Origin of the sequence: Lentzea tibetensis (assembly GCF_007845675.1) — a bacterium.
GTDB classification, from domain to species: Bacteria; Actinomycetota; Actinomycetes; order Mycobacteriales; family Pseudonocardiaceae; genus Lentzea; species Lentzea tibetensis.
In genome coordinates this window covers 51,981-77,548 of record NZ_VOBR01000010.1, presented here as the reverse complement: position 1 = coordinate 77,548, position 25,568 = coordinate 51,981, and the positions used below count along the sequence as shown (strand labels likewise).

General features: G+C 71.0%; 22 protein-coding genes and 1 pseudogene. 8 read left to right on the top strand and 15 right to left on the bottom strand.

From position 1 onward, the window contains the following. Positions 1 to 7 precede the first annotated feature (7 nt). Genes FKR81_RS17540 through FKR81_RS17530 form a run of 3 tightly spaced genes read right to left on the bottom strand, consistent with a single transcriptional unit; the run spans position 8 to position 6,074 of the window. Positions 8 to 2,242, bottom strand: a complete 2,235-nt coding sequence (locus FKR81_RS17540) for an ATP-binding protein (RefSeq protein ID WP_146353137.1) — start codon at positions 2,240 to 2,242, stop codon at positions 8 to 10. Further along, complete coding sequence (locus FKR81_RS17535; RefSeq protein ID WP_146353136.1) at positions 2,243 to 4,729, bottom strand: DEAD/DEAH box helicase; 2,487 nt, start codon at positions 4,727 to 4,729, stop codon at positions 2,243 to 2,245. A 10-nt stretch (positions 4,730 to 4,739) separates the two neighbouring features. After that, positions 4,740 to 6,074, bottom strand: a complete 1,335-nt coding sequence (locus FKR81_RS17530) for a glutamine synthetase family protein (RefSeq protein ID WP_235921610.1) — start codon at positions 6,072 to 6,074, stop codon at positions 4,740 to 4,742. A gap of 313 nt (positions 6,075 to 6,387) precedes the next feature. Here FKR81_RS17530 and FKR81_RS17525 point away from each other — a divergent pair, with 313 nt between their 5' ends. After that, positions 6,388 to 6,963: a MarR family winged helix-turn-helix transcriptional regulator gene (locus tag FKR81_RS17525; RefSeq protein ID WP_146353135.1), complete on the top strand. Its 576-nt coding sequence runs from the start codon at positions 6,388 to 6,390 to the stop codon at positions 6,961 to 6,963. Here FKR81_RS17525 and FKR81_RS17520 read toward each other — a convergent pair. Next, entirely contained in the window at positions 6,960 to 7,946 is a 987-nt protein-coding gene (locus tag FKR81_RS17520) for a hypothetical protein (RefSeq protein ID WP_146353134.1), read from the bottom strand. The genes FKR81_RS17525 and FKR81_RS17520 overlap by 4 nt on opposite strands. Before the next feature lie 41 nt (positions 7,947 to 7,987). Here FKR81_RS17520 and FKR81_RS17515 point away from each other — a divergent pair, with 41 nt between their 5' ends. Beyond that, on the top strand, positions 7,988 to 8,566 hold the full coding sequence (locus tag FKR81_RS17515; RefSeq protein WP_146353133.1) for a TetR/AcrR family transcriptional regulator: 579 nt from the start codon (positions 7,988 to 7,990) through the stop codon (positions 8,564 to 8,566). On the opposite strand, the gene FKR81_RS17510 is transcribed toward FKR81_RS17515, so the two are convergent. Both FKR81_RS17510 and FKR81_RS17505 read right to left on the bottom strand, forming a co-directional pair. Continuing rightward, positions 8,553 to 9,902, bottom strand: a complete 1,350-nt coding sequence (locus FKR81_RS17510) for a pyridoxal phosphate-dependent decarboxylase family protein (RefSeq protein ID WP_146353132.1) — start codon at positions 9,900 to 9,902, stop codon at positions 8,553 to 8,555. The genes FKR81_RS17515 and FKR81_RS17510 overlap by 14 nt on opposite strands. 68 nt (positions 9,903 to 9,970) lie before the next feature. Further along, positions 9,971 to 12,211, bottom strand: coding sequence for a glycosyl hydrolase family 95 catalytic domain-containing protein (locus FKR81_RS17505; protein WP_146353131.1), 2,241 nt, complete (start codon positions 12,209 to 12,211; stop codon positions 9,971 to 9,973). Positions 12,212 to 12,410: 199 nt separating this feature from the next. Between FKR81_RS17505 and FKR81_RS17500 the strand changes: the two genes are divergently transcribed. The 4 genes and pseudogenes from FKR81_RS17500 (at position 12,411) to FKR81_RS44335 (ending at position 14,790) form a co-directional block, all read left to right on the top strand. After that, positions 12,411 to 13,097, top strand: coding sequence for an energy-coupling factor ABC transporter permease (locus FKR81_RS17500; RefSeq protein WP_146353130.1), 687 nt, complete (start codon positions 12,411 to 12,413; stop codon positions 13,095 to 13,097). Beyond that, positions 13,094 to 13,375 carry a PDGLE domain-containing protein gene (locus tag FKR81_RS17495; protein WP_146353129.1) on the top strand — a complete coding sequence of 94 codons (282 nt, stop codon included), beginning with the start codon at positions 13,094 to 13,096 and terminating at the stop codon, positions 13,373 to 13,375. Before FKR81_RS17500 ends, FKR81_RS17495 begins: the two co-directional genes overlap by 4 nt. Further along, positions 13,372 to 14,010, top strand: a pseudogene (cbiQ, locus tag FKR81_RS44340) (cobalt ECF transporter T component CbiQ); the annotation flags it as partial. The gene FKR81_RS17495 and the pseudogene cbiQ, both read left to right, overlap by 4 nt. Beyond that, positions 13,999 to 14,790, top strand: coding sequence for an energy-coupling factor ABC transporter ATP-binding protein (locus tag FKR81_RS44335; RefSeq protein WP_146353309.1), 792 nt, complete (start codon positions 13,999 to 14,001; stop codon positions 14,788 to 14,790). The pseudogene cbiQ and the gene FKR81_RS44335, both read left to right, overlap by 12 nt. Here FKR81_RS44335 and FKR81_RS17485 read toward each other — a convergent pair. Both FKR81_RS17485 and FKR81_RS17480 read right to left on the bottom strand, forming a co-directional pair. Beyond that, positions 14,787 to 15,476, bottom strand: coding sequence for an STAS domain-containing protein (locus tag FKR81_RS17485; RefSeq protein ID WP_146353128.1), 690 nt, complete (start codon positions 15,474 to 15,476; stop codon positions 14,787 to 14,789). The two genes, FKR81_RS44335 and FKR81_RS17485, sit on opposite strands and share 4 nt — an antisense overlap. A 41-nt stretch (positions 15,477 to 15,517) precedes the next feature. Further along, complete coding sequence (locus FKR81_RS17480) at positions 15,518 to 16,285, bottom strand: RDD family protein (RefSeq protein ID WP_235921609.1); 768 nt, start codon at positions 16,283 to 16,285, stop codon at positions 15,518 to 15,520. Between the two features lie 25 nt (positions 16,286 to 16,310). Between FKR81_RS17480 and FKR81_RS17475 the strand changes: the two genes are divergently transcribed. Further along, positions 16,311 to 17,318 (top strand): stage II sporulation protein M, encoded by a 1,008-nt coding sequence (locus tag FKR81_RS17475; RefSeq protein ID WP_146353126.1) that lies wholly within the window; start codon positions 16,311 to 16,313, stop codon positions 17,316 to 17,318. Here FKR81_RS17475 and FKR81_RS17470 read toward each other — a convergent pair. Genes FKR81_RS17470 through FKR81_RS17450 form a run of 5 tightly spaced genes read right to left on the bottom strand, consistent with a single transcriptional unit; the run spans position 17,315 to position 22,301 of the window. After that, positions 17,315 to 18,610 carry a DUF58 domain-containing protein gene (locus FKR81_RS17470; protein WP_146353125.1) on the bottom strand — a complete coding sequence of 432 codons (1,296 nt, stop codon included), beginning with the start codon at positions 18,608 to 18,610 and terminating at the stop codon, positions 17,315 to 17,317. The two genes, FKR81_RS17475 and FKR81_RS17470, sit on opposite strands and share 4 nt — an antisense overlap. A gap of 1 nt (position 18,611) precedes the next feature. Beyond that, positions 18,612 to 19,568 (bottom strand): AAA family ATPase, encoded by a 957-nt coding sequence (locus FKR81_RS17465; protein WP_146353124.1) that lies wholly within the window; start codon positions 19,566 to 19,568, stop codon positions 18,612 to 18,614. 8 nt (positions 19,569 to 19,576) lie between these two features. After that, positions 19,577 to 20,650, bottom strand: a complete 1,074-nt coding sequence (locus tag FKR81_RS17460; RefSeq protein ID WP_146353123.1) for a DUF4350 domain-containing protein — start codon at positions 20,648 to 20,650, stop codon at positions 19,577 to 19,579. Continuing rightward, entirely contained in the window at positions 20,647 to 21,228 is a 582-nt protein-coding gene (locus FKR81_RS17455; protein WP_146353122.1) for a DUF4129 domain-containing protein, read from the bottom strand. The genes FKR81_RS17460 and FKR81_RS17455 overlap by 4 nt, the downstream gene beginning before the upstream one ends. Before the next feature lie 2 nt (positions 21,229 to 21,230). Next, positions 21,231 to 22,301, bottom strand: a complete 1,071-nt coding sequence (locus tag FKR81_RS17450; protein WP_146353121.1) for a hypothetical protein — start codon at positions 22,299 to 22,301, stop codon at positions 21,231 to 21,233. Positions 22,302 to 22,420: 119 nt separating this feature from the next. Between FKR81_RS17450 and FKR81_RS17445 the strand changes: the two genes are divergently transcribed. Next, the gene (locus FKR81_RS17445; protein ID WP_186763017.1) at positions 22,421 to 22,768 is read left to right on the top strand and encodes an STAS domain-containing protein; all 348 of its coding nucleotides are present in this window, start codon (positions 22,421 to 22,423) and stop codon (positions 22,766 to 22,768) included. An 88-nt stretch (positions 22,769 to 22,856) separates the two neighbouring features. On the opposite strand, the gene FKR81_RS17440 is transcribed toward FKR81_RS17445, so the two are convergent. Continuing rightward, on the bottom strand, positions 22,857 to 24,767 hold the full coding sequence (locus FKR81_RS17440) for a CheR family methyltransferase (RefSeq protein ID WP_146353119.1): 1,911 nt from the start codon (positions 24,765 to 24,767) through the stop codon (positions 22,857 to 22,859). Next, on the bottom strand, positions 24,718 to 25,449 hold the full coding sequence (locus tag FKR81_RS17435) for a hypothetical protein (RefSeq protein ID WP_146353118.1): 732 nt from the start codon (positions 25,447 to 25,449) through the stop codon (positions 24,718 to 24,720). The genes FKR81_RS17440 and FKR81_RS17435 overlap by 50 nt, the downstream gene beginning before the upstream one ends. Positions 25,450 to 25,568 lie beyond the last annotated feature (119 nt).

Sequence of the window (25,568 nt, the reverse complement as noted above, 5' to 3'; positions counted from 1 at the left end):
AACGTGTTCATGCGACCGCGAACCCGTGTTGCTGCGCCAACGCCGTCGCGGCGTCCGCGTCACCGAGCCCGAGCTGGGCCCGCATCGCGTCGTGCGGTGACTCGGCGGTCAGCGCCATGTCCAGTGCCAGCGTGAACGCCGCCTCCGCCTCGTCGGACGAGCCCAGCGCCGCCAGCACCACGCCGTGCGCGTAGTGGACGCCGGACTCGACCCGCGTGGTGCTGCCCAGTGCGGTCACGTCGTCGAGCGCCAGCGTCACGCTCTCCCGCGCCGCCGCGACGTCACCCGCGCCGCACTGGGCGATCGCGAGCGCGGACAGCGCGTCGGCGTGCAGCCTCGTCACGCCGAGGCGTCCGGCCGTCTCCACGGCCTCGCGCAGGAACGGGATCGCCTCGGCCGGAGCGAGACAGCGGCCGAGCTCGATCAGCACGGCCGCGCGCAGGCTGCTGAGCCCGTGCGACTCCGCCAGGCGGAGTGCTGCTCGCTGGTGGGTGACCGCGGCGTCGAGGTCGCCGGTCAGCCGCGCCAGCGCGCCCCGCGCGAACGTCGAGTGCACCACGGGGAACGGGATGTCCGGCGGAGCCGCCACAGCTCCGCACTCGATCGTCGCGCGCGCCGCGTCGAGCTCACCGAGCCCGAGCTCGAGCACGCAGCAGAACCCCAGCACCCACGGGTTGCGCGCGGTGGCACCGAGGCGGTCGGCCTCGCGGAACAGCTCCAGCGCACGGCGCAGTTCGCCCCGGTTGTAGTGCGCGCCGGCGAGCAGGATCAGCATCGCGCCCTCCGCCTCGGAGTGTCCCGTGGCGCGGGCGGCCCCGAGCGCGGCCTCCGCGGTCGCCACGAACTCGGCGGTGTGGCCGTACGCGCCGAAGAACCCGCCGACCGTGTCGATCAGCTGCCAGGTCAGCTCGACGGGCCCGTTGGTCGCGCAGTGGTGTACGGCCGCGATGACGTTCAACCGCTCGGCGCCCAGCCAGGCCACCGCCGCGGCCGTGTCCGGCAGCTCCGGCACGGCGGCGGAAAGCGGAACCTCGCCAGGGCCGGTGAGCTCGGGGTAGACGATCCCGGCCGCGGCGTGCGTGGTGGCCACGTACCACCGCAGCAGGCGCAGCCGCGCGTCGTCGGCGCCGCCGACCTTCTCAGCGGCGTAGTCGCGCAGCAGGTCGTGCAACCCGTACCGCCCAGGCTCCTGCGGCTGCACCAGGTTCACCGACACCAGCCGATCGAGCAACGTGCGCGTCGTCGCGCGATCAGCCTCCAGCAGCGCGACCGCGGCGTGCACGTCGAAGTCCGGACCGGGCACGACGCCCAGCAGGCCGAACAGCCGGGCCTCGTCGGGTGACAACGCCGCGTACGAGAGGTCGAACGCGCGTCGCACCTCGGTGTCACCGTCCACCGCGAGCGCGGCGAGCCGATCGTCGCGCAGCTCGTCCACATAGGACTCGGTGTCGGCGCGGCCGACCAGGTTGCCCAGCGCGATCCGCAACGCGAGCGGGTAGTAACCGCACCACCGGGCGAGCTCGTCGTCGCCACCGAGCAGCTCCGCGGCCTCGGCCGGACGCAGGACGCCCAGCCGCACGCCGTCGAACGGCGACAGGTCCGCGCGGCTGGTGATCAGCACGCCGCAGCCCGGATCGTCCGGCAGCAGCGGCTTCACCTGCGCGACCGAGGCCGCGTTGTCCAGCAGCACGAGCAGCCGGGTACCGCGGACCAGCTCCCGGAACGTCCGGCCGAGCGCTCCGGGATCGACCGGGATCCGGTCCGGCCGCACACCGAGCGCCCGCAGGAACCGGGACAGCACCGCGGCGGTGGTCAGCGGCGGCTCCGGCGAGTGACCGCGCAGGTTCACGTACAACTGGCCACCGGGATGCAGGTCGGCGAGTGCGTGCCCGGCCACGGTGGCCAGCGCCGTCTTCCCGATGCCCGGCGGCCCGCTGATCACCACCGGTCCGGACGGCACCAGTTCGTGCACCCGGCGCAGCTCGTCCGCGCGGCCGACGAACCCGGCGACCGGCGCGGGCAGCTGGAACACCGGCGCCGGGCGGTGCGGCAGCTCGAGCTCGTACCCGGTGAACGTCGTGCGCACCAGTTCCGGCGACCCGAGCGCCTTGCGCAGCCGCAGGACGTACGTCGCGACGTGCCGGGTGCCCAGCAACGCCGACAGCTCGGCCGTCGACTTGGGACCCTCGATCAACGCGTCCAGCAGCACGCGCGACTGACCGGTGACCGAGGGGAACAGCATCTACAGCTGTCCGACGTCCGTGATCGTCACCGCGGCCGCGCCGAGCTCGTCGGAGTCCGCGAGCGAGATCTCCGCGTTGATGCCCCAGTCGTGGTCGCCTGCCGGGTCGTCGAAGATCTGCCGCACCACCCAGCGGTCCTTCTCCTCGTTGATGATCAGCAGGGCCGGGCCGCGCGCATTGGCGGCGGTGCCGATGTCCGAGTGCTCCTCGAAGTACGGCTCCAGCGCGTCCATCCACTCCTTGGCCGTCCAGCCGGACTCGTGGTCCAGCTCGCCCAGCGAGTACCAGTCGCGCCGCGCCGCCAGCTCCACCCGGCGGAACAGCGCGTTGCGCACCAGGACGCGGAACGCGCGGACGTTGCGCGTGACGGCGGGCGGGCGGTCGTCGACCCGCACCTCCGCGACCGGCGCGTCCGGGTTCGTGAGCTTCTCCCACTCGTCGATGAGCGACGAGTCGACCTGCCGCACCAGCTCGCCGAGCCAGGCGATGAGGTCGTTCAGCTCCTCGGTCTTCGCCTCTTCCGGCACCGTCTGCGACAGCGCCTTGTAGGTGTCCGCGAGGTAGCGCAGCACCAGGCCCTCCGAGCGCGCCAGCCCGTAGAAGCTGACGTACTCGCTGAACGTCATCGCGCGCTCGTACATGTCGCGCACGACCGCCTTCGGCGACAGGTGGTGGTCCGCCACCCACGGGTGGCCGCGCCGGTAGGTCTCGAACGCCGCGAACAGCAGCTCTTCCAACGGCTTCGGGTACGTGACGTCGTCCAGCAGCTCCATCCGCTGGTCGTACTCGATGCCCTCGGCCTTCATCGCGCCGATCGCCTCGCCGCGCGCCTTGTGCTCCTGCGCGCCGAGGATCTGGCGAGGGTCGTCCAAAGTGGACTCGATGACGGACAGCACGTCCAGCTCGTAGCCCGGCGCCTCGCGGTCGAGCAGTTCGATCGCGGCCAGCGCGAACGGCGACAGCGGCTGGTTCAGCGCGAAGTTGACCTGCAGGTCGACGGTCAGCCGCACGTCGTCACCCGCGCGCTCGACGACCCCGGCCGCCAGCAGCGCGCGGTAGATCGCCAGCGCCCGCCGGATGTGCCTGATCTGCTTCGGACGTTCCTCGTGGTTGTCCTCGAGGAGGTGCCGCATCGCCGCGAACGCGTTGCCCTGGCGGCCGATCACGTTCAGCAGCATCGCGTGCGAGACGGCGAACGACGAGGTCAGCGGCTCGGGCTCGGCGCCGACCAGCCGCTCGAAGGTCGCCTCGCCCCACGACACGAACCCGTCCGGCGCTTTCTTGCGGACGACCTTGCGCCGCTTCTTCGGGTCGTCACCGGCCTTCGCGAGCGCCTTCTCGTTCTCCACGACGTGCTCGGGCGCCTGCACGACGACCGTGCCGATCGTGTCGTAGCCCGCCCGGCCCGCCCGGCCGGCGATCTGGTGGAACTCGCGGGCCTTGAGGATCCGGGTGCGCACACCGTCGTACTTCGACAACGCGGTGAACACGACGGTGCGGATCGGCACGTTGATGCCGACGCCGAGCGTGTCCGTCCCGCAGATGACCTTGAGCAGGCCGGCCTGCGCGAGCGTCTCGACGAGCCTGCGGTACTTCGGCAGCATGCCCGCGTGGTGCACGCCGATGCCGTGCCGCACCAGCCGCGACAGCGTCTTGCCGAACCCGGTGCTGAACCGGAAGTTGCCGATCTCGGCCGCGATCGCGTCCTTCTCGGCCTTCGTGCAGACGTTCACGCTCATCAGCGACTGCGCGCGCTCCAGCGCGGACGCCTGGGTGAAGTGCACGACGTAGATCGGCGCCTCGCGGCCGTGCAGCAGGTCCTCGATCGTCTCGTGCAACGGCGTCAGCACGTACTGGAAGTTCAGCGGCACCGGCCGCTGCGCGGACCGCACGACCGCGGTCGGGCGTCCGGTGCGCCGGGTCAGGTCCTTCTCGAAGAACGTGACGTCGCCTAGCGTCGCGGACATCAGCAGGAACTGCGCGTGCGGCAGCTCGACGATCGGCACCTGCCACGCCCAGCCGCGGTCCGGCTCGGCGTAGAAGTGGAACTCGTCCATGACGACCTGGCCGACGTCGGCGTCCGCGCCGTCGCGCAGCGCGATGTTCGCCAGGATCTCGGCGGTGCAGCAGATGATCGGGGCGCCCTCGTTGACCGACGCGTCGCCGGTCATCATGCCGACGTTCGCGGCGCCGAACACCTCGCACAGCGCGAAGAACTTCTCCGACACCAGCGCCTTGATCGGCGCGGTGTAGAAGGTGCGCTGGTTGGCCGCGAGCGCGGCCAGGTGGGCGCCCATCGCGACGAGGCTCTTGCCCGAGCCCGTCGGTGTGCTCAGGATGACGTTCGACCCGGAGACGAGCTCGATCAGCGCCTCCTGCTGCGCCGGGTACAGCTCCAGTCCCCGCTCGGCGGCCCAGCCGGCGAAGGCCTCGTACAGTTCGTCTGGGTCGGCAATGGTGGGCAGCCGGTCGGTGAGAGTCGTCATCGCACGCGCATCATATGTGGTACGCGTATTCGGTGAACTCCCAGTCGGTCACGAACCGCTGGAAGCGGGCCACCTCCTCCCACTTGAAGTCCACATAGGACCGCACGAAGTCCTTGCCGAGCACCTCGACCAGCTCGGTGTCCTCCTCGAGGAACGCCAGCGCGTCCGGCAGCGTGGCGGGCAGCGTCGGCGCCTTCGCCGGGTCGTAGCCGTAGCCCGCGGACGGGCGCGGCGGGTCGATCTTGTCGCGCAGCCCGAGGTGGACGGCCGCGAGCAGGCCGGCGATGCCGAGGTACGGGTTCGCGCTCGCGTCGCCGAGCCGCAGCTCCAACCGGGTCGTCTCGCCGCGCTCGGCCGGGACGCGCAGCATCGCGCTGCGGTTGTCCAGGCCCCAGTCGATCAGCCACGGCGCGAGCGAGTCCGGCCCGAACCGCTTGTAGGAGTTCACCGTGGGGTTGAGCAGCGCCGCGAGCGCGGACGCGTGGCTGAGGATGCCGCCGATCGCCCAGCGGGCCTCGTCCGACAGGCCGTGCGGCGTGCCGGGCGCCTGGAACGCGTTGCGCCCGTCCGGCTCGTGGCACGACAGGTGCAGGTGGAAGCCCGAGCCGCCGCCGTCGTTGAACGGCTTCGCCATGAACGTGGCGAGCCTGCCCTCGCGCCGCGCCAGCTCCTTCACCGACGTCTTGAACCGGAACGCCCGGTCCGCCGCGTCGAGTGCGGGGGAGTGGATGAGGTTGATCTCGAACTGGCCGCCGCAGTACTCGTGGTTGCCGCCGGTGGTCTGCAGACCGGCGGAGCTGAGCGTCCGCAACGTCCGCAGTAGATGCCCGTCACCGTCGCCGCGACGACCGGTCGCGTAGACGTTCCCGGGCTCGTCGCAGTAGGGACGCCACCCGTTCGGGCGATCTTCGTCCTTGACGCACAGGTAGTACTCGAGCTCCGGACCCACGACCGGCGTTAGGCCATTGGTGTCGAATATTTCCAGGACGCGGCGCAGCACCTGTCGCGGCGCCTCGTCCACGGGTCTCTCGTCGGCAGGGCTCACCGCGTCGCCGATGCACCAGGCGACCCCCGGTTCCCACGGTATGGGAAGCATGGTGCTCAGATCGGGTATGACGATGATGTCCGGCAGGCCCGCGTCGAGCACCCCGCCGGTTTCCGTCGTCTTGCCCGTCGCGGTCGCGTTGTAGACGGCCCGGCAGAACGACAGACCGCGCTCGGTCACCGTGGGCAGGTGCTCTACCAGCACGTCACGGCCCCGGTCGGTGCCGAGGAGGTCCGGGAAGACCACCCGCACCACGTCGATCCCGTCCTCGCCGAGCTTCGCCGCGAGTTCTCGTGTCACGTGCTCCTGGACCACGCCGAACTACCTTTCCGGCAACGTGTATTGCTGGCTCGGAGGGGATAACGTAAGGACACGAACGCTATCTACCCGGCCGTGGAGCTAAAGACCATGATCGGTCTCAGTGGGTACTCCACACTCATCGTCCAGCATGGTGCAACCGTCCGTAACTGGACGGGTGACCACTGTCACGAGATCATGTGCAATGTGGGATCGTGATCAAACTGCGAGGAGACTCGCAACATCTCCAAGACATAGTTTGTTAGCGCAAGTATTGTGCCGGGAACTACCACGTCCGAGCACGGGAGAACGTCAGTTGTCTGGTCACCACACGATTGCCGAGACCGAGAAGGCCGTCCAGGCGAAGCTCGGTGCGGTACCGCTGCATCGTGAGCAGATGGCGGCGGTGTCCAACATCCACCGGGCCGCGACCGCGATACGGCAGCACCTCGAGAACTCGGTGCTCCGCAGCAGCGATCTGACCTGGACCGGTTTCGTCGTGCTCTGGGTCGTGTGGATCTGGGGCGAGATGGAGACCCGGTACGTCGCGGAAGAGGCGGGCATCTCGAAGGGCACGCTGACCGGCGTCGCGAAGACGCTGCAGTCACGTGGCCTGCTGGAACGCCTCGGCCACCCGACGGACGGACGCCTCGCGGTCCTGCGCCTCACGCCCGAGGGTGAAGAGTTGATGGGCGACCTCTTCCCCCGGTTCAACGAGGAAGAGGTCTTCGTCTCCGACCCGCTGGAGCGGGAGGAGGCGCAGTCGCTCGCCGACATGCTCCGCCGCATGGTCACCCATCTGGAGGCCAACGGCGAGCAGCGGCGGATGGACCTGCGCGGCGACACCCCGCTGCCGCCGCGCCGATCCGGACGTCGCGCCAAGCAGGTCTAGTCGCGCCGGAAGTACTCGGCGACGGTGGCGAAAGCCGCCTTGGGGGTCCAACTGCGGTCGTCGTGCACCGTCACGATGCCGCAGCTGGCCAGGTCGAGGTCTTCGCGCGCCCCTGCTCCTGGCCGGTGCGGCAGTGCGTAGCAGGCGAACGTGAAGACGAACGCCGCGTCCACGCCCGCCCTGGTGAAGACGTCGAGCAGTTCACGCAGGCAGGTGGCCTGCTCCTGCTCGTCGCGGACGTACTCGCGGTCCAGCCGCACGGGCTTGTGCCCGTCGTACTCGATGACCGCGACGATCCGCGCACCCAGGTCGGCAGCGCCCTTGAAGGTGGCGCACCCGAACTCGGTGATCGCGACCGGTTTTCCCTGGTCGACGAGCTTTCGCACGCTCTCCTCGAAGATGTGCGCCGTCTCGGCCGTGCGGTAGAGGTCGACCCCGACGACGTCGAACGGCGTCCAGTCGACGCCTTCGAACGGGATCGACGCGTAGCTGACCTTCCCGCCGAAGTGCTGCCGGATGGCGGCCACCACCTCGCCCAGGAACGCGTTGATGCGCGGGGGCAGTTCGCGCACCTGCTCGCGGCGCGCCATGATCCCGTCGATCCGGTCCGCGATCGTGTCGCCGTCGAGGAAACCCCTGGTCAGCAGGCTGAGCTCCGCCCCGGTGAGCAGGACGACCTCCGCCCCGGTCAGCCGCAGCCGCTCGGCGCGTACGGCCAGGTCGACGAGCAGGTCGTGCAGCTCGGCCCGGGTGAAGTCGGACGTCCAGGGGCAGATCCACACCTCCATGCCGAGGCCGGCCGCGATGCGGGCCGCGGCCTCCAGCCGGTCCGGTGAGCTGCCGATCAGGCGCACCGCGGTGCAGTGCAGCTCGTCGCTGATGACCCGCAGCTCGCGTGCCACCACCGCCAGGTCGAACGGTTCGTGGCTGCTCTCGCCGTGGTCGAAGAAGCCGGTGTCGTAGCTGATGCCGTGAGCTCTCATGACAAATAAGGTACACACAGTACCTTAGGTAGGATCAAGTCATGGCGCAGACGAGGCGGCGCGGGGCGGAGCTCGAAGAGGCGATCCTGCGGGCGGCCGCCGGCGAGCTGGCCGAGTCCGGATATCCGGGCGTGACGATGGACCGGGTCGCCCAGCGCGCGGGCACCAACAAGAACGCGATCTACCGGCGGTGGCCCAACCGCGCGGCGCTCGGCATCGCCGCCTACCAACTGCTGGTCAAGGACAACACGCGCGTCCCGGACACCGGCGAGCTGCGCGGTGACGTGCTGGCCACGTTGCGGCACGCGAACGAGCAGCTGTCCTCGCCCAACGGCGACATCCTGCGCGGGCTGCTGGCGAGCATGCAGGAGGAGCCGGAGCTGCTCGCCGCGCTGCACGAGCGCATGGCGGACGGCGGCGCCGAGCTGTGGCTGACGATCCTGAGGCGCGCGGTGGGCCGTGGTGAAGTCGCGGAGACGGCACTGAGGCCCCGCATCGCCACGGTCGCGATCGTGCTGCTGCGCAACGAGTACGTGACGCGCGGCATCACCAGCGTTTCCGACGAGGTGATCGTCGAGATCGTCGACGACGTCTACCTGCCGCTGGTCAGAGCAAGCTGAGCACGCGGGCGTGGAGGGTGTCGAGGTGGTCCTCGGACTCCGGCTTCATCAGGACGCTGCGCAGCACGCGCGCGCCGTCGGCGTCCCGGTCGACCTGCGGGTGGCGCTGCGCGAACGCCTCGGACGACGCGCGGGCCACGCTGAGGAAGACCGGATCGGCGGCGGCGTTCATGCCGTCGTGCATCACCCGGTTGGACGCCTCGTCGATCGCGGACAGCGCGAGCGGTGACGTGCGCGGGAAGTACGTGACGATGTCGAGCTCCGGCTCCTGGTAGAGCACCAGCTCGTCGGACGCCGAGATCATGTCCGCCCAGCGGACCGCCGCGCGGCGCCCGGCCGCGAGCACCTCGCCCAGGCCCTCACGGGTCGGCGGGAGGAGCTGGAACGTCAGCCAGAGCCCAGCCGCCGCGGCACCCGCCCGTGAGCACTCCAGGCTGATCTCGCCGAGGTGCAGCTCGTCGGACGTGAAGTACGTGTACGGCGAGTCGTGCAGGTAGTAGCGGCCGACGGACGGGTCGCGGAACAGCACCGCGCCGCAGCCGTACGGCTGGAGCCCGTGCTTGTGCGGGTCGACGACGATCGAGTCGCACTGCGCGATGGCGCGCCACGGCTCCGGAGCCAGCTCCGTGCCCGCCAGGAGCGTGAAGAAGCCCCCGTAGGCGCCGTCCACGTGGATCCGCACCCCGTAGCGCTCGCGCAGCGCCAGCGCCTCGTGGACGGGCTCGACGGCGCCCAGCGCGGTCGTGCCGGGCGTGAGGACGACCGTGCCGATCTCGCCGGTGCGCAGGAGAGCCTCCAGCGCGTCCAGATCCATCCGGCCGCGCCCGTCGACCGGGACCTTGTGGCCGCGCATGCCGAGCACGCCGCACATGCGCGAGTGCGTGTAGTGCGCCTCGGCGCTGAACGCGACGCCCTTGCCGGGGTGCAGCTCGCGCGCGACGAACAGCGCCTCCAGGTTCGCGATCGTGCCGCTGGACGTGAGGTGGCCGAGGTGCTCCTCGCCGTAGCCGAACATCGTGGCCAGCTGCGCGACGACCTCGCGTTCCATCTGCGCGGTCGCCGGGCCGCCGTCGAGCGCGTGGTTGTTCGGGTTGATCAGCATCGCGGACAGGTAGCCGACGACCGCGGCCGGATGCGGCGGCTTGAGCATCTGCCCCGCGTAGCGCGGGTGGAAGAACGGGTAGTTGTCACGGAGCCGCTCCTGCAGCTGCTCCAGCGCGTCGCCGAACGCGGTGTCGTCGACCCGCACCGACGAGTGAGGCGTGAAGGTGCCGAACTCCGCGGTCCACTTCTCGTGGTTGACCAGCGCCTTCTCGATCCAGAACTGAAGATCCACTTTCAGCCTCACTCGTCGCGCGGGAACGTTCGAATTCGTACGGTAACCCGCACGAACTGAGAATCCGACTACGGAAGTCCCCAACGCGGTGCGGTGCCGTTGGCGGGTACGTCACGGGCGCACAGGTCAGGCCTGCTGCCCTTGCGGCTGACGATCGCCGTCTGGCCCCTGCGCAGCTTGATCGCCGTGCCGCCCGCCTGCTGGCGGTGCTCGAGCCTGCGGCCGAACTGGTCGCGCACGTCGATCTCACCCGCGATGCCGTGCTGCAGGACCAGCGGCTCGCCCGCCTCGCTGTGCACGCGCACCCAGTCCGTCGCGCCGTTGCTGCGGGACGCGTCGACGAGGAACGCGCCCTGAGTGCGCAGCGACTCGACGGAGGCGTCGCGCCACGTGCTCGACACGGACGGGAACACCCGCACGACGCCGTTGTGGCTCTGGATCAGCATCTCCAGCACCGCCTGCGCGGACACGAGCGGACTCTCGATGGCCAGGTTGCCGCCCTCGCGGTAGAAGGTGTTCTCGGTGAGCGTCGCGTTCGTGCCGACCTGGTTGCGGTCCAGGAAGTAGCGCAGGAACTGCAGCGCCTCCTCCGGCCGGTTCATCGCGGACGCCATCGACGACGCCGCGCCGTAGCTGTAGCCGGCCCACAGGTTGCGGCGGCTCACCCAGTGGTCGAACGTGCGGGTGATCAGGTCGCGGTTGGCCGGGTCGTCCCAGGTCAGCTCGCGCAGCGGGTAGAACCACAGCATGTGCGAGAAGTGCCGGTGCGAGTCGTTCAGCGGCACGTTCGCGCCGATCAGCACGCCCTGGTCGCCGCGGTGGTAGGGGACCAGCCGGTTGCGGATGTCCGTCCACTGCGGAGCACGCGGGTCGCTCGGCGCGTACTGGAGCAACGTGGTGACGCCCCAGCGGATCAGCGACAGGTCGTAGGTCGTGTCCGTGGCGTTGGCGTACTCGGGGGAGCGGGTCTCGGGCAGGTGCAGCTTCCCGTCCGGGCCCTCGACGAGGAACCGGGCGTAGTAGTTGACCGCCTTGCCCAGGATCGGCAGCAGCACCTCGTCGCGGACCTTGCGGTCCATCGTGTGCCGGTAGCCGAGCCACACGTTGTGCATGGCCCACAACAGGTTGCCGGTGTGGTCGTTCGGCGCGACGCCGGGCACGCCGCAGTAGCGGGGACCCGGTCGCAGCGTGCGGTCGCCGGGGTGGCAGATCGCGTAGGACTTGCCGTCGCGGAACTCCGGGCGGATGTTGGACTCTAGGTTGCTCTCGAACTTCTTGAGCGTCGCGGTGACCGCGTCGAGCTCGTGGTGGTTCGAGCCGTTGATCACCGGGTAGGAGACCTGGACGTTGAGGTTCCACCAGACCGCGGTCCAGCTGTTGCCCTGCTCGGGGAACCACGGGCCCCACTCGGAGATCACCGGCGCGTCGGCGCGCGTCGCGGACGCCATCTTGTACAGCTGGAGCCAGTAGTACCGCTGCACCAGCTTGTCCGGGACCGAGACGAGGCTGCGCGTGTAGTAGTTGTGCCACCAGCGGCGGTGCTGCTCGACCTTCGGGTTCGCGAGCGCGTGGCGCACCTCGCGGATCGCGTCGGACGTGTGCGTGTCCTGCGGGAAGCTGTAGCCGACGTGCGCGGCGAACCGGCCGTCGCGCGCCTGCCACGCGGTCGTGTAGCCGCCGCCCGCGTGCATCGTCTGCTTCGCGTAGCTGACGCCGTTCGCGGCGCCGAGCGTCCACGGCGGGTTCGCGGTGTACTCCGGTGGTTTGCGGATCGTGCGGGTCGTCGCGGACTCGAGCGGCTGGAAGTTCCAGGTGACCTCGCCCCTGGTGTCCGCGATCAGCGTGCTGGTGCTGTTGTGGACGAACATCCGGAACTCGGCGCCGCCCTGCGCGGTGGTGACCGTGCCGCGCAGCTCGGCGTTCCACAGGTCGAGCGTCCAGTCGACCGCCGTGATCGCGCCGGCGAACGTCATCGTCAGGTAGCCGATCGGCAGTCTGGAGAGACCGACCGCCGCCTCCCACTGCACCCGCTGGTCCTGCACCTCGGAGTGGCTGAGCATGAGCTTCAGCTCGTTGGGCGTGCGGCCCGCGTAGATCTGGACGCCGAGGAAGCCGTTGGCGAGGAACGGGCTGTCGCCCCAGTTCTTCGGCAGCGTGCGCCATTCCATGCGGGCGTCGTTCAGGATGCTTTCGTGCAGCCGGTGACCCGATGTTTGGGGTTGGGCGAGTGCTGGTGTGGTGCCCAGCGCTGACATGGTGGCTGCCGCGCCGGTCCCGTACAGGAAGGTCCTTCTCGACAACTCTGTCATGCGTGTCCCTCCGTGTAGGACGGCGGCGAACCGGATCATAGCCAACATTCATCCGATGACTAGACCGTTGTCGTGTCCGTTCGGCCGCAGAAGTCCGGTGAACCGGGACGGCGGGTGTCACGTACGTCTCGTAAAGCCAGACAGTTGTTATTGCATGGATCTGGCCATAACCGGGAGGTGGCAACTAGCGTTGGCGACCATGTCCTCCGTAGCCATGCACATGAGCGACGGCCTGTTGAACGCACCGACCTCGGTCGCGTTCCTGGTGGTCGCGGCGCTGGGTGTCGGGTTCGCCCTCACGAGGGCGCGAACCGACCTCGACGACAAGACGGCACCGATGGCGGGCCTCGTCGCCGCGTTCATCTTCGCCGTCCAGATGATCAACTTTCCGATCCTGCCCGGCGTGAGCGGTCACCTGCTCGGCGGCGCGCTCGCCGCGATCCTGGTCGGGCCGTGGGTCGGCGCGCTGTGCGTGACGATCGTGCTCGTCGTGCAGTCGCTGCTGTTCGCGGACGGCGGGCTCACCGCGCTCGGCGCGAACGTCACGAACATGGCGCTGCTCGGCACCGCGGTCGGCTTCTTCGTCGCGCTGGCTCTGCGCAAGTTCGCCGCGCGCGGCAGGGCGGGGCTCGCGGTCGTCGGGTTCGCGTCGGCGATGGTCAACACCGTCATCGCGTCCACCGGCTTCATCGTCGAGTACGGCATCGGTGGCGTCGGCGGTGTCGGTCTCGGCACGGTCGCGGCGGCCATCCTCGGGTTCCACGTGCTCATCGGCATCGGCGAGGGCCTGATCACGGCCGCGACCGTCACGTCGGTGGCGTCCGTGCGACCCGACCTCGTGTACCTGCTGCGGGGCACGGAGACCAAGCTGGAGGTGCGGGCGTGAAGCGGTTCTTCATCGGGTTCGGGGTCGTCTCACTGCTGATCGCCGGGGTGCTGTCGTACTTCGCGTCGTCCGCTCCGGACGGTCTGGACAAGGCCACCGAGGACACCGGCATCGCGCAGCACGCGCAGGAGCACCCGCTGGGCGGCGGGCTGTTCGCCGACTACGCGGTCGGCGGCGACGACAAGTTCACCGGCCTCGCGGGCATGCTCGGCGTGCTGGTCACCCTCGTGATCGCGGTCGGGCTGTTCTGGTTGCTGCGCAAGAAGCCCGTGCGATGAGCGCCGGCCACGGGGCACTGCACCTGCCGGGGGACTCGCCGGTCCACCGGCTGCCCGCGCACGCCAAGATCCTCACGGCGTTCGCGGTGGTGCTGTGCGTCGTGGCCACGCCGCGCACGCAGTTCTGGGCGTTCGGGGTCTACCTCGTGCTCATCGTGGCGGTGTGGGGGATCGCGCGGGTGCCACCGCGCTGGTTCCTCGCCCGGTCGCTGATCGAGCTGCCGTTCGTGGTGCTCGCGGTCCTGCTGCCGTTCGTCGGCGTCGGGCCGCGCACGGACTTCTACGGCATCGCGGTGTCCGTCGAGGGCGCGCTGGCCGGGTGGAACATCTTCGCCAAGGGCACGCTCGGCGTGCTCGTGTCGTTGACGCTCGCCGCGACCACCTCGCCGAACGACCTGCTGGGCGGCCTGCAACGGCTGCGCGTGCCCGCTCCGCTGATCACCATCGCCACGCTGATGACCCGCTACGTCGAGGTGATCGCGGGGGAGGCGAAGCGGATGAGCGTCGCGCGCATCTCACGCGGCCACAACCCGCGGTTCCTGTGGCAGGTCGGCGCCACCGCGCGCGGTGTCGGCACGTTGTTCATCCGCGCCTACGAACGCGGTGAACGCGTCCACCTCGCGATGGTCTCGCGCGGGTGGAGCGGTTCCGCGGCAACGGGTTCGGCTACCTTCACGCCCGTGCGCCACGCCGCTCCGGCACTGACCGTCTCGAAGCTCGCCTTCGCTTACCCGAACGGTCACCAGGCGCTGTTCGGCGTCGACCTCACCGTCGAACCCGGCGAACGCGTCGCGCTGCTCGGTCCCAACGGCGCGGGCAAGACCACGCTCGCGCTGCACCTCAACGGCGTGCTGTCGGGCGGTTCGGGCTCGGTCGCGGTCGCGGGCCTGCCGGTGGACAAGGAGCACCTGCGGGAGATCCGCCGCCGCGTCGGACTGGTCTTCCAGGACCCGGACGACCAGCTGTTCATGTCGAGCGTCCGCGAGGACGTCGCGTTCGGACCGGCGAACTTCGGCATGTCCGATGTGGACGAACGGGTGCTGCGGGCGTTGAGCGCGGTCGGCATGGAGTCCTTCCTGGACCGCTCGCCCATGCACCTGTCCGGCGGGCAGCGCAGGCGCGTGGCGCTGGCGTCCGTGCTGGCGTGCGACCCGGAGATCCTGGTGCTGGACGAGCCGTCGGCGAACCTGGAGCCGGTCGCCCGCCGCGAACTGGCCGAGGTGTTGCTCGGGCTGGACAAGACGATGCTCATGGTCACCCACGACCTGCCGTACGCGCTCCAGCTGTGCCCGCGCAGCGTGCTGATCGACGACGGTGTGGTCGTCGCGGACGGTCCGACGCGCGAGATCTTGCGCGACAGCGAGTTGCTGGCCCGGCATCGGCTCGAGCTGCCGTACGGGTTCCGGCTGGACTAGAGCGCGACTGTCGCCCACACGAGCTTGCCGCCGTTGAGCGTGGTGTTGTGCCCCCACGCGCCGGCCAGCCGGTCGAACAGCGCCGCCCCGCGGGCCGGCGGCCCGTCGCGCCACGGTTCGCCGTCGCGCACCGCCACCGCGAGGTGCCGCGGGAACCGCTCGATCCGCAGCGTGGGCGCGGACCGGGTGTGCTTCATGACGTTCTCGACCAGCTCACCGGCGATCAGCACGGCGCGCACCGCGGCCGGCTGCACGCTCCAGTTGTCGCACGCCCGCAGCACGAACTGCCGCGCCATCCCGGCGGCGGTGTGGTCGCGGGGCAGTTGGATCTCGTCGCGGCACCGCTCCCGCGGCGACGAGAGTGCGTCGGCGACCGAGCGGTAGGTCGGCACGAACCGGGCGACGCCGGTGCGGGCGAGCATCCGCTGGTGCCGCACCGTCGCGGGCACGAGCGCCAGGCGCACCCCGGACCACGGCGCGATGCGCAGCCACACCGTCGCGAACACGCTGGCCAGCGTGTCGCTGCCGATCTCGAAGGCCGCGGTCAGCTCCACGACGACGGCAGGCGGCTGCTCGGCCACCTGCTTGAGCAGCCCGTCCCGCAGTGCGACGTAGGTCGACAGGTCCAGCCGTCCCACCGGGGAGACCAGGACGACGTCGTCCTCGCACCTGGTCGCGAGGTCCATGACTCCACTCGTACCGGTTGGCGGCCACGCGTGCCAGTGGCCTACTCCGTACGCGGTGGTGCGAACGGGTTGTCCGGGCCTCTCAGCGCGCGGTTGCGGCGCTCGGCCAGCACCGCAGACAGGTAGGCGTGCACGTGCACACCGGGCGGCGGTGGCGCGGCGATCCACCCGGCCACCTCGCCCGCGAGCCGCCCGCCCAGTGACGCACGCGCGTCCGGGCTGAGCTGGCCGAACCGCCCCAGGTACTGCCGGACGGCCAGCGCCAGGTCGTCCGGCAGCCGCGACAGGTCGAGCGTCGCGGCCCACGCGGCGAGCTCGGGAGGCATGGCGATCTGCGGTGGCTCGGTCTGCGGCACGCGCACCCGGATCACCACCGTGCCCGCCAGGTAGTCACCGACGCGCTTGCCCTGCGGCGACACGAGCGACACGAACAACGCGACCGCACCGCCGAGCCCGAGCGCCCAGAAGTCCACGAAGAACCCGGCGAGCCCGCGCACCAGCGCGTGCCGGAACCGGATCGGCCCGCCGTCGTCGCGCACCACGCGCAGCCCGCACGCGACCTTGCCCAGCGTGCGGCCGCGGGTCAGCGTCTCGCACAGCACCGGATATCCGACGAGCACCGCCACGGTCAGCACGAGCGTCGTGGCGCTGAGCAGCGCCTCGTCGTCCGCCGATGGCCGTGCCAGGTAGACGACGAAGAGCACGATCGCTTGCAGCACCACGTCGAGCGCGAACGCGAGCGCCCGGCTCGCCAGCCGCGCGGTGCGGAGCGAGACGACGACGGCTTCACCGGTGACCAGGTCCCCCACAGCCGTACACCGTAGTGTCTCCCGCGTGGACTTGGACGTGTTCATCGCCGCGCACCGCCCGGAATGGGACCGGCTCGCGGAGTTGGTGCGCAGGCAGAACTCGCTCAGCGGCGCCGAGGCCGACGAACTGATCACGCTCTACCAGCGGGTCGCCACGCACCTGTCCGTCGTCCGCAGCAAGGCGCCGGACCCCGTGGTCGTCGAACGGCTGTCCGCGCTCACCGCGCAGGCCCGCAGCGCCGTCACCGGCACGCACGCGCCCGCGTGGCGCGAGTTCGGCCTGTTCTTCACCCGCGGACTGCCCGCCGCGATGTACCGGACGTGGCGCTGGTGGGTGCCGACGAGCGCGGTGTTCCTGCTCCTCACCGGACTGCTCGCGGCGTGGGTCGCGCGCGACCCGCAGGTGCAGGCGACGATCGCCGCGCCGGACGAGGTCCGCGAGCTCACCCGGTCCGGTGGTGACTTCGAGTCCTACTACTCCAGCTCGCCCGCCAGTTCGTTCGCCGCACGCGTGTGGACGAACAACGCGTGGGTCGCCGCGGGCTGCCTGCTCCTCGGTGTGCTGCTGGGCATCCCGGTCGTGATCATGCTCGGCGTCAACGCCATCAACGTCGGCATCAGCGGCGGCCTGATGTTCGCCGCCGGGCGCGGCGACGTGTTCCTGGGTCTCATCGCGCCGCACGGACTCCTCGAGCTCACCGCGTTGTTCGTCGCCGCGGGCACCGGGTTGAAGCTCGGCTGGACCGTGATCGACCCCGGCGGCCTGCCGCGCGGGCAGGCACTCGCCCGGCAGGGCCGCACCGTCGTGCTGATGGCGCTCGGGCTCACCTGCGTGCTGTTCGTGTCCGGTGTCATCGAGGCGTTCGTGACGCCGTCCGGACTGCCCACCTGGGCGCGCATCGCGATCGGTGTCGCGGCCGAGATCGCTTTCCTGGCCTACGTCTTCGTCGTCGGACGCCGGGCCGCGCGCGAGGGCGAGACCGGTGACCTGGACCAGCAGTACGCGGGCGACGAGGCTCCGGTCGCCGCCTAGAGCTTGCCCGCTGCTTTGAGGGTCAGGTAGCGGTCGGCGAGTGCGGGTGGGAGGGCGTCGGGTTCGGCGTCGACGACCTCGACGCCGTGGCGGGTCAGCAAAGCCTTGGCGTGCCGGCGTTCTGACAGCGTGCGTTCCGCGGCCGCCGCGCCGAACACGGCTTCGGCGTCACCACGTCCGCGCGCCATCGCCGTGACCGCGGGGTCCGTCACGGACGCGACGAGCAGCCGGTGCCGGGACGTCAGCGCGGGCAGCACCGGCACCAGGCCCTCCTCCAGCGCGGCGGAGTCCAGTCCGGTCAGCAGCACCACGAGCGAGCGCTGCCGGGATCGGCGCAGCACCTCGGCGACCATGCCGCGCGCGTCGAACTCGACCAGCTCGGCCTCCAGCGGCGCCATCGCGGACACCAGCGACGGCAGGTCGGCCCGCGGCACCGACGCGCGCACGACGTGGCTGTAGGCGATGAGATCCACCCGGTCACCCGCGTGCAACGCCAGTGCGGACAGCAGCAGCGCTGAGTCGAGCGCGGTGTCCAGCCGGGGGAGTCCGCCCAGCTCACCCGCGACCCGGCCGGCCGCCGTACGAGCGGTGTCGAGCACGATCAGCACGTGCCGGTCCCGTTCGGGGCGCCACGTCCGCACCATCACGTCCGACGAGCGAGCCGTTGCCCGCCAGTCGATCGAGCGCACGTCGTCACCGATCACGTACTCGCGCAACGAGTCGAACTCGGTGCCCTGGCCGCGCACCAGCGCCGCGCGCCTGCCGTCCAGCTCGCGCAGCCGGTCCAGCAGCGGCGGCAGGTGCTTGCGGCTGTGGAACGGAGGCAGCGCGCGCACCGTCCACGGCACGTCGTGCGCACCCTGCCGCGCCGCCACACCGAGCGGGCCGAGCGAGCGCACGGTCACCCGGTACGCCCGCCGGTCACCGCGGCGAACCGGTTGCAGCGCAACGGAGATCTTGCGCGACGCCCCGGCGGGCACGTCGACGGAGAACCGGTCGGACACGACACCGGCCGACGGGGACCAGGCGTCGCGCAGCACGCCGCGCACCCAGCGCGGACCGGGGTTGCGGACGGTCAGCTCGACCCCGACCGACTCGCCGAGCCGCACCTTCACCGCGCCGGAACGGGACAGCTCGAGCCCGCGCACCCCACCGGCCAGCGCGAGGTCGATCAGCACGCACAGCACCACGAGAGCACCGACGCCCAGCACGCCCGTCCACGACGGCAGCACGGTCCCGACGACCAGGACGCCGAGCAGCGCCAGCAGGCCCGCCCGGCCGGTCAGCGCCACGTCAGCGCGGGACCTGGACCGCGGCGAGCACGCCGTCCAGGATCCCGTCCGCGGTCGCACCCTCCAGCGCGGCCTCCGGACGCAGGTCCAGCCGGTGCCGCAACGCGGGGCGCGCCAACGCCTTCACGTCGTCCGGTGTCACGTACGCGCGGCCGGACAGCCACGCCCACGCCCGTGCCGCCGCGAGCAACGCCGTCGCGCCGCGCGGTGAGACGCCGAGCCGCACCGACGGCGACTGGCGGGTCGCGCGGCACACGTCCACGACGTACCCGACGACCTCCGGGGCGACGGTCACCGACCGCACCGCCAGCGCGCCGGCGTCGAGGTGCTCGGCACCCGCGACCGGCCGCAGCGACGACAGGTCGCGCGGGTCGAAGCCGGACGCGTGCCGCGTCAGGATGTCGATCTCCTGGTCGCGCGGCGGGATCGGCATCGTCAGCTTGAACAGGAACCGGTCCAGCTGCGCCTCGGGCAGCGGGTAGGTGCCCTCGTACTCGACGGGGTTCTGCGTCGCCACCACGATGAACGGCGACGGCACCGGACGCGCCCGCCCGTCGACCGAGACCTGCCGTTCCTCCATCGCCTCCAGCAGCGCGGACTGCGTCTTCGGCGGCGTCCGGTTGATCTCGTCGGCGAGCAGCAGGTGCGTGAACACCGGGCCCTCGCGGAACGAGAACTCCGCCGAGTGCGCGTCGTACACCAGCGACCCGGTCAGGTCGCCCGGCATCAGGTCCGGCGTGAACTGCACCCGTTTGTACGTCAGATCCAGCGCCGTCGCGAGCGCCCGCACCAGCAGCGTCTTCGCGACGCCCGGCACGCCTTCGAGCAGCACGTGGCCCCGGCACAGCAGCGCGAGGATCAGGCTGGTCACCGCGGCGTCGTTGCCGACGACGGCCTTGCCGATCTCGGCGCGCAGCGCGAGCAATGCGGAACGCGCCTCTTCGGTAGTCGCAGTCATCTCCTGCGTCATCCCCCGCACACCTCGTTCTCCAGTACGTCCAGTTCGTCGGCGAGCCGGACCAGCGCGCGGTCGTCCGCGGGCTGGGGTCCGTAGAGCAGTGAGAGCACCTGGTCGGCGGAACGCGACCCGCGCGCCGCGACCTCCGTCGCCACCGCGGCGGGTGGCGCGTCGTGCGGCAGTCCTAGTGCTGGTGTCATCCGGTCCAGCGCCGCGCGCCGCAACGTGGCCGCCGCGTGCCCGGTGGCCCGCGTCCGCCGGTAGAGCCGCGCCCGTCCCTCGACGGTCTCGGCCGCGCGCACCACGACCGGAAGGCGTTCGGTGACAACGGGTCCGAGCCGTCGCGCGCGCCACAGCGCGAACAGCGCGACCGCGACGACGAGCTGAACTCCGCCGAACTTCCAGCCGTCCGGCAGCAGGTCGAACACCGACTGCTCGCGGCCGGGGTCGGCGACCGCGGGCACCCACCACACGAGCCGGTCGTTGCGGCCGAGCAGGGTCATCATCAACGCGGCGTTGCCGACCTCGTCCAGCTTGTCGTTGGTCATCGGCGCGCCGGTGCCGAGCACGATCACGTTTCCCTTGTGCACCAACGACGACTCGTAGCACGACTCGCCGTCGGCCGCGGCGTACGTGGCGCCGCCCATGGTGGCGCGGCCGAACCGCGCGGCCAGCACGCAGCCGGGCGGCAGGTCGTCCACCCTGGCGCGGTCGGCGACGCCGATCCCGTCGGGGAGCCAGCGCTGCGGCTGCACGAGCACCGCGTCCCGCGCGCTCGCGATCAGCGGTGACAGCCGGGCCGGGTCGATGAGGTCGGGGCGGGTCACGAGCAGCGTCGCGCCGTCCACCGAGGACGGTGCGGTCTCGGTGTACTCGACCGTGACGCCTTGGCCCTCCAGCAGTTTCGCCAGCGCGCGGCTGCCCGGTTGGGTCACCGAGCGCGGGTCGAGCGAGCCGCCCTCGCTGGGCGAGCTGACGAGCACCAGGATGATGCTGGACACCAGGATCACGAGCCCGACGAGCACGGGTCCCTTGGCGGCGGCCCAGATCCGCCGCGCGTCCGGCGAGGTCGGCGCGCTCATCCGCGCACCCGGTCGTCGAGCGACGCGATGGAGCGGTAGGCCTCTTCGGTCGCGGTGCGGCCGCCGTACCAGATGTCGTCGAACAGCACGGCCGCCACGCGGAGGTCCCGCGCGTGCGCGGGCAGCTCGCGCCCGGCATCGGCCGCGACCTCGTCGACCGTGCGCCCCGCCCGTTCGTCGAGCACGCCGCGCTGTTCCAGTTCCCGCACCAGCGCGCGGAACCGCTCGCGCACCGCCTCGGCGAACTCACCGCGCGCGAACGCCTCCTGCGCGGCGGCGCGGTGGTCCTTCGCCGACCTGGTCGCGTCGCCGAACACCGCACCCGTCCGCGCCGCCCGAGTCACGCGCCCGGTGAACAGCCGGATGACGACGGCCAGTGCGATCACGACGACCAGCAGCAGCAACGCGACGCCGCCCGCACCGCTGCCCGCGCCGAACAGCTCGTCCAGCCGGTCGAGCACCCAGTCGAGCGCCTTCTCCAGCACACCGGGCCGCGCCTGCGCGTACGCCGGGTCCGACAGCTCGCGGACGGCGGCGTCGCGCGCCTCGTCGGGCCCGACGTCGACCGGGACGTCCACGCCTACTGTCCGCCGGTGAGCCCGGCCGCGCGGGCGAGTTCGATGTCCATGCCCTCACGGCGGATGCGGCGGTCGACGTACAGCAGCACGGTCACCGCCGAGCTGAACGGGTAGGTGATGGTGCCCGCGATCGTGCCGCCGACGGCGGTCAGCAGCAGCGCGCCGAACGACGTCGTCGCCGGCTTGCCCGCCATGATCGCGCTGAAGTCCGTGCCGAGCAGGCTGAACGGCAGGCCGATGATGTTGTTGATCATCGAGCCGATCAGCAGCGCCAGCAGCAGGATGCCGAACGTGCGCCACCACGCGTCCTGCACCAGCAGGCGCGACCGGCGGAACGACTCGACGATCGGGCCGCGCTCCAGCACCAGCGCCGGGGTGACCAGGCTGAACATCACCATCAGCCAGATGATCAGCGCGACACCCAGCAGCGCCGACAGGATGAACAGCGGGATGCTCAGCGGGACGAACAGCACGCCGAGCAGGACGCAGAGCGCCACGCCGGTGAGGAGCATCAGGGTGATGAGCGCGGTCGCGCCGAGCAGCGACAGCAGCCGCGGGCGGAACTCGTCCCACGCCTCGCGGAACGAGATGGGCTGGCCGAGCACCGCGCGCCCGACGACGACCGTGACGTACCCGGACAGGAACGTCTGCGCCACCAGCTGCACCAGCAGCGAGACGCCGCCGCCGACGAGCCCGCTGTAGATGACGTCGATCGCCATCTCCCGCGCCTGCGACGGCGTGAGGTCGTTCGGGTCGACGGACGCGAGGTTGTTGATGTCGTTGATCAGCGGCCACACCACCAGAACCGTGATCAGCTGGGTGATCGCGACGACCACCGCCGACACGCCGAGCACGGCCTTCGGGTAGCGCCGCATGGTGGTGATCGCGCCGTCCAGCACCTCGCCGACGCCGAGCGGGCGCAGCGGGATGATGCCGGGCTTCGGCGCCTGCGGCGGCTGGTGGTACGGCTGGCCGTACTGCTGCTGGCCGTACTGCGGGGGAGGAGGCGGTGCCGGGTTGTTCTCCTGCTGCGGTCGCTGGTCAGGAGAGGACCACTCCGGTGTCTCGCTCATCGCGCGCCCCCGCTCGTCGGAATGACCGGCATCCTGCCAGACGAGGCGATCACACCCGACTGGCCACGCCCTGCGCGGTGCGGAGGGCATACAGTGAACTGGTCGAAGCAGTGAGGGACGTGGTGGACGCAGTCGAACCGCCGGACGACCAGGTGTCGCTGACCGCCGATGAGTCTCGCGGGGCGACGGTCGTCCACGTCGCGGGTGAGCTCGACATGGTGACCGCGCCCCAGCTCGAGGAGTACGTGCGCGCCCGGATCGGCGGCGGGGCGGTGGTGCTCGACCTGGCCGGCGTCACCTTCTTCGGCTCGGCCGGTGTCATCGCGCTGATCACGTTGAACAGCGAGTGCGCCCGGCAGCGCGTGGCGTTCCGGCTGAGCGAGTGCTCGGCCGCCGTGCGCCGGACGCTGGAGCTGACCGGCCTGGACACCTACTTCCGCTGCGCCGGGGACGCCGAGACCGGTTAGGGCAGCTGCACCGTCACGGTGTCGGCTGCCGACGAGACCGGCCAGTGCGGCTGTGCTGTCGCGGGAGTCGGGCTGTCGGAGTGACCGGTCAGGGCAGCTGCTCCATCACGAGTATCGCGCCGCTGGGGCTGCCGTCGTTGGCGCGCAACGAGCTGCACACCGCCCGGATCGTCACCGCGCGGCCACGCCGGTTCACCGCCGGTAGCCGCACGTCGGTCATGAACGCCGGGTCGCTGAGCGCCTGCCGCACCACCGGGCGCAGCTCGGCCAGCGGCAGTCCGGCATCGATGTTGAGCAGGTGCTCGCCCTCGGCCTCGTCGCGCCGCACGCCCCACAGCTCCTCGGCGCCGCGGTTCCACGCCAGCACCCGCATCTCCAGGTCCAGCACGATGACGCCGGCGCGCAGGGACGTCAGTATCGACTCGAGGAACTCGTTGACCTGGTCCAGTTCCGAGCTGCGGTCGCGCAGCGCGTCGTTGATCGTCTGGAGCTCGTCGTTGGTGGACTGGAGCTCCTCGTTCATCGTCTCCAGTTCCTCGTTGGTCGACTGGAGCTCCTCGTTCGTGGTCTCCAGTTCCTCCACGGTGGACTGGAGCTCCTCGTTGGTGGTCTCGAGCTCCTCGTTCGTCGACTGCAGTTCCTCGTAGGCCGACTCGAGCTGCCGGTTGGCGTACTCCAGGTCGTCGAGCAGCCTGCGCGCGGACGTGACGTCGCGGAACACGATCGACACGCCGAGTATGCCGTTGTCGTGGTCGATCAGCGGGTTCACGTGGATCTCGAACCACAGCGACTCACCGGGGCTGCGCTGCCACTCGACCTCCTTGATGCGCAACGACTTGCGCTCGACCCGCGCCTGCTCGACGTAGCCGCGCAGCTCGACCGGCCGGTAGGACAGGTCGAGGTCGCGCAGCGGGCGGCCGACGTCCTTCGCCGACAGGCCGAACACGGTCTCCGCCTGCTTGTTGACCAGCGCGATGATGTCCTCGGCCGACACGACGACCTGTGCGACCGGGCTCGCCGAGAACGCGTGCTCGCGCAGCTGGTCCAGCGGGCCGACCTCGACCCGGCGGTCGTGCGCGAACGCCTGCGTGACGAAGTGCGTCGTGGTGCCGGGACCGCTGGGCGCCTTGCGGAAGATGCGCCGCTTCAGGTCGATCGGGTCGAAGATCCGGCTGTGGCTGAGCAGCATCTCGGCCTTGCCGAGGAACAGCACGCCCTGCGGCACCAGCGCGAAGTGGAACCGGCCGAGGATCTTGGCCTGGGTCTCCTGGTTGAAGTACATCAGGGTGTTGCGGCACAGGAGCAGGTCGATGCGCGAGATCGGCGCGTCCTGCACCAGGTCGTTGCGGCCGAAGATGACCGACCGGCGCAGGTCCTTGCGGAAGACGTAGCGGCCGTTCTGCTGCTCGAAGTACTTCGTCTGCAGCTCCGGCGGCACGGACTGCAGGTCGCGTTCGACGTAGCTCGCGTGCCGCGCGTGCGCCAGCGCCTCGTCGTCGACGTCCGTCGCGTAGATCTTCACCTGCTGGCGGAAGCGGTCGGTGCCCAGCGCCTCGGCCAGCACCATCGCGAGGGTGTAGGCCTCCTCGCCGGACGCGCAACCCGCGCTCCACACCCGCACCGGGTCCTCCAGCCCGTGCCCGTCGAGCAGTTGCGGCACCACGTGCTCGCGCAGGTGCTCCCACGCCTCGGGGTCGCGGAAGAAGCCCGTGACGTTGATGAGGATGGTGTTGAACAGCGCGTCGAACTCGTCGGCGTTGACCTGGAGGTGGTCGATGTAGTCCGGGTACGCCTCGATGCCGACCTGCGCCATCCGGTGCCGCACGCGGCGCATGAGGCTCGTGCGCTTGTACCCGGTGAAGTCGAAGCCGCGCGACTCCTTGAGGTGCTGCAGCACGTCCTCGAACTCGTCGTCGGGTGCGGGGAGGTGGTCGGTCACGGGCAGGAAATTACTCGGTTCGCGGAACGGCGAGTACCGCCCACACGACCTTGCCCCCATCGAATGACGGCGACCAGCCCCAGGTGCGGCTCACCCGGTCCACGATGTCGACGCCGTGCCCCGGCACCGGCCGCTCCGGCGGGCGCGGATCCAGGTCGCGCAGCGCGATGGCGAGCGCGAACGGCCGCAGCTCCAGCCGCAGCACCGACGGCGACCCGGCGTGCCGGACCGCGTTCTCGGTGAGCTCGCTCGCGACGAGCACCGCGTCACCGGTGATCAACGGCACGTCCCAGCGCCGGCACGTCGCCCGCACGAACCGGCGTGCGAGCCGCGGTGCCGTCGGGTCCAGCGGCAGCTCGACCGTGTCCCGCCGGTGTGCGGGTGGCCTGCGGACCGACTCCACGGCGACCCGCATGCTCGCGTACGCCGGGACGAACTGGGTGATGCCGCTGCGCCGCATGTCCGCGTGGTGCTGGACGGTCTCCGGCACGAGCACCACCGGCACGCCCGGCCACTCCGACACGCGCATCCACACCGTCGTGAAGACGGCCAGCATCGTGTGCGTCGCGACGTTCAGCTCGCTGCTGAGGCACACGATGATCGCGGCGGGTTCCTCGGCGGCGAGCTTGAGCAGGCCGTCGCGGAACGCGGCGTAGCTGGACAGGTCGAGCCTGCCTCGCGGGCGGACGACAGCGAGGCCGCCGAGGCGGTGGACGCCGAACTGCATCTCGCTGGTGATCACGGTGCTGCCCCCGCTTCGGTGGAGCGGGCGCGGTGGTTGCCGGTGATCACTGTGCCGCTCCCGCTCTGGTCGAGCGTGCGCGGAGTGCCGTGCGGTCGTTCGCGGGTGTCCGGTCGGGT